General features: G+C 65.3%; 3 protein-coding genes. 1 reads left to right on the top strand and 2 read right to left on the bottom strand.

From position 1 onward, the window contains the following. Positions 1-250 precede the first annotated feature (250 nt). Complete coding sequence (locus ACIQOV_RS38090; protein ID WP_401055346.1) at positions 251-607, top strand: hypothetical protein; 357 nt, start codon at positions 251-253, stop codon at positions 605-607. A gap of 454 nt (positions 608-1,061) precedes the next feature. Here the strand turns inward: ACIQOV_RS38090 and ACIQOV_RS38085 are convergent, their stop codons facing one another. Further along, the gene (locus ACIQOV_RS38085) at positions 1,062-1,262 is read right to left on the bottom strand and encodes a hypothetical protein (protein ID WP_401055345.1); all 201 of its coding nucleotides are present in this window, start codon (positions 1,260-1,262) and stop codon (positions 1,062-1,064) included. Positions 1,263-1,384: 122 nt separating this feature from the next. Further along, a partial coding sequence (locus tag ACIQOV_RS38080; RefSeq protein WP_401055344.1) for a restriction endonuclease occupies positions 1,385-2,279 on the bottom strand: 895 nt, incomplete at its 5' end.

The raw sequence follows: 2,279 nt of genomic DNA, 5'->3' as shown, positions 1-2,279 counted from the left end.
GACTCCGGCACCTGGCCTCCAAGGGATTCTGTGCGGGGTGGGATAGCTGAGGCCTCACTGGACGTCAGAAGTGCGGACAGGGAGGGGTGCAGGCCGTGTCGATGCAACTGACGTCTTGGGTGCTGTCGCAGTTTTCCGTTTCGGGGGGACACCCCGTGCAGGTGTTCTCGCACGTGTGCACATTGCATGCGGTGACGCCGCACGTGTCACATGTCAGGTTGGCGCACGTGCAGGTTAAAAAACCCTGCGTATGACACTGATCCTCCGTGTCGCACTCGAAGCACGAAAACGCCGTCCCGCCGGTATCTCCAGAGAGGGCAAACCTTCGACGCCCGCGTCGGAGGTCAAGATCGAATTCGTCTGGCGGGCGTTCTGCCATGGTGTGCGTGTAGGCGATGTCGGTACCCTTTTTCAGCGTGATCTGAGTGGCTTCGGTCCCAAGAAACGGCGCTTTGTCCGAAGGAATCCGCGAGCTGTACAGAACGTCCTCGACGGAGAACTCGATGAAGTAGTTGAGTTCCGCCGTCAGGTAGAGACGCCTTCGTCCCGGCCGGTCGCAGTCCCCGAGAAGCCCGTTCAAAGTCACCCCGGCAATCGGCGGCCGTGAGGGCTCTGGGCGCAGTCTTTCGACGAGAGGGTCTTGTGAGCCTTCTATGTCCCTGGAACCACGTTTGTCTGCGGGGTCGGCCATGATCTGCTCCCCACACGAGTCGGACGACTCGGTGCTGGCGGGCGGGTCCCCCGAGCGCCCGCTTTCATTCTTCCTCGGTCGGCAGGCACCCGCCAGTCGGCCGATGCCGTCGCAACGAGTACATAGAGCTCCATGTCCGTTCGCCGTAGCTATACTCCTGCGGCACGGCTGCACTCACCACGCTTGCTGGTCCGGCGGGTTGACGGCTCTTTGTGTCCAAGATCCTGCTGAAGGTCGCTAGGCGCTCCACCGAGCGATCTCCGCAACAGCAGCGACCACGACGGCCTGGCTGACGGTCCGCCCCGGCATCCGCCCGGGACGACGACCGCGAGGGCCGGGGCACCCTGCAGCGGTCGCCCCGGCCCTCGGTTCACATGCGCCGGCGTTCGAAGACGACGAGGAGCGGTGTCACGTACCCGCTGGCCTCGACGGGCGTGGTGTGGCCCGCGATCACCAGAAGTACGCCGGCCGCCAGGGCGGCCCCGTACACGCAGGCACGGACCACGCTCTCGGACGGCTCCGGCGGTTCGGCGGGCACAGGTCCGTCCCGCTCCTCCAAGGGTTCAGACATACTGGAAGGGCTCCTGTTCATGAGTGGGCAGGGCATTCCGTCACCCGCAGCGCCTGAAGAACTCTGCGAGCGACATCTACGACGAGGTCGGGGCTTGGCCCAGCACGGCCAGCGCCCCGGCCTCAGTCGAAGCTCGATGTGAAGGTTCCGTCTTCCTCCAACCAGATGACCTCGATCGTCATCGAGCTGCAGAGGTCGATGAGGTCTTGGCGAGGCTTTGATCTTGTGAGAACAGCGAGCCGCGGCGTGGGAGAGAAGAACCGGCGGTAGTCGAGCAGCTGCCCGATCGCCAGGCGCAGCGCCTGCCGCGTCGGGCTGGCCTTGCACTCGATAAGCACGTTGCCGGTTCGGTCATGAAGGTCGGCGTAGAACGGCCGAACCTCGCCCGGCGGCAGGATCTGAACCCGTCTGATCTCGTGGCCAAGGCGCTCAAGGTGAGCCCGGTACCGGAGCGCGAGGTCGATCTCGGCGTCCCGGATGGATCGACGTGCGCGCTCGACGCGAACGCGGCCCCCGATCGCGGCCTTCTCCTCGTGAATCCGGTAACCCAGGGCCTCGGTCGTGGTCACGACCGGGGCGTCAGCGGCCAGCTCGCCGACCGGACGCAGTCGGAAAACGATCACGGTGCGAAGCTCACCGTCGGCATCGAAGGCGTCCGTGGAGATGAAGGGCTGCTCCTGGTCGACCTCGAACTGGCCGACGCACCGGTAGGCCCCCTGCTTCTCCCGGCGCCAGATGAAGACGTCGCGGTTGGCGTCTTTGTGCGTGAGGAGGGCCCGGTTGCCTTGGGTCAGCGTCTGGTCGCCCTTCTGGCCAGCACCGGTGTAGAGGTAGATGCCCTCCTCGTCGAGGCCGTCCGGCATGCCGTAGTTCTCGACATGGATCGGGTCGGAGAAGAGGTGGATCATGCCCGCCTGTGCGGAGATTGAGATCCCGCTCTGGCGGTTGCCCCCGTACATCGCATGGAGCTCGGACCGGGGCATCGCCTCACCGGGCTCGGGTCGCTTGTCCATCCAC

Source organism: Kitasatospora sp. NPDC091257 (assembly GCF_044757675.1).
In the GTDB taxonomy this organism is placed as follows: domain Bacteria; phylum Actinomycetota; class Actinomycetes; order Streptomycetales; family Streptomycetaceae; genus Kitasatospora; species Kitasatospora lactacystinica.
This window is presented reverse-complemented; position numbering and strand designations above follow the sequence as displayed.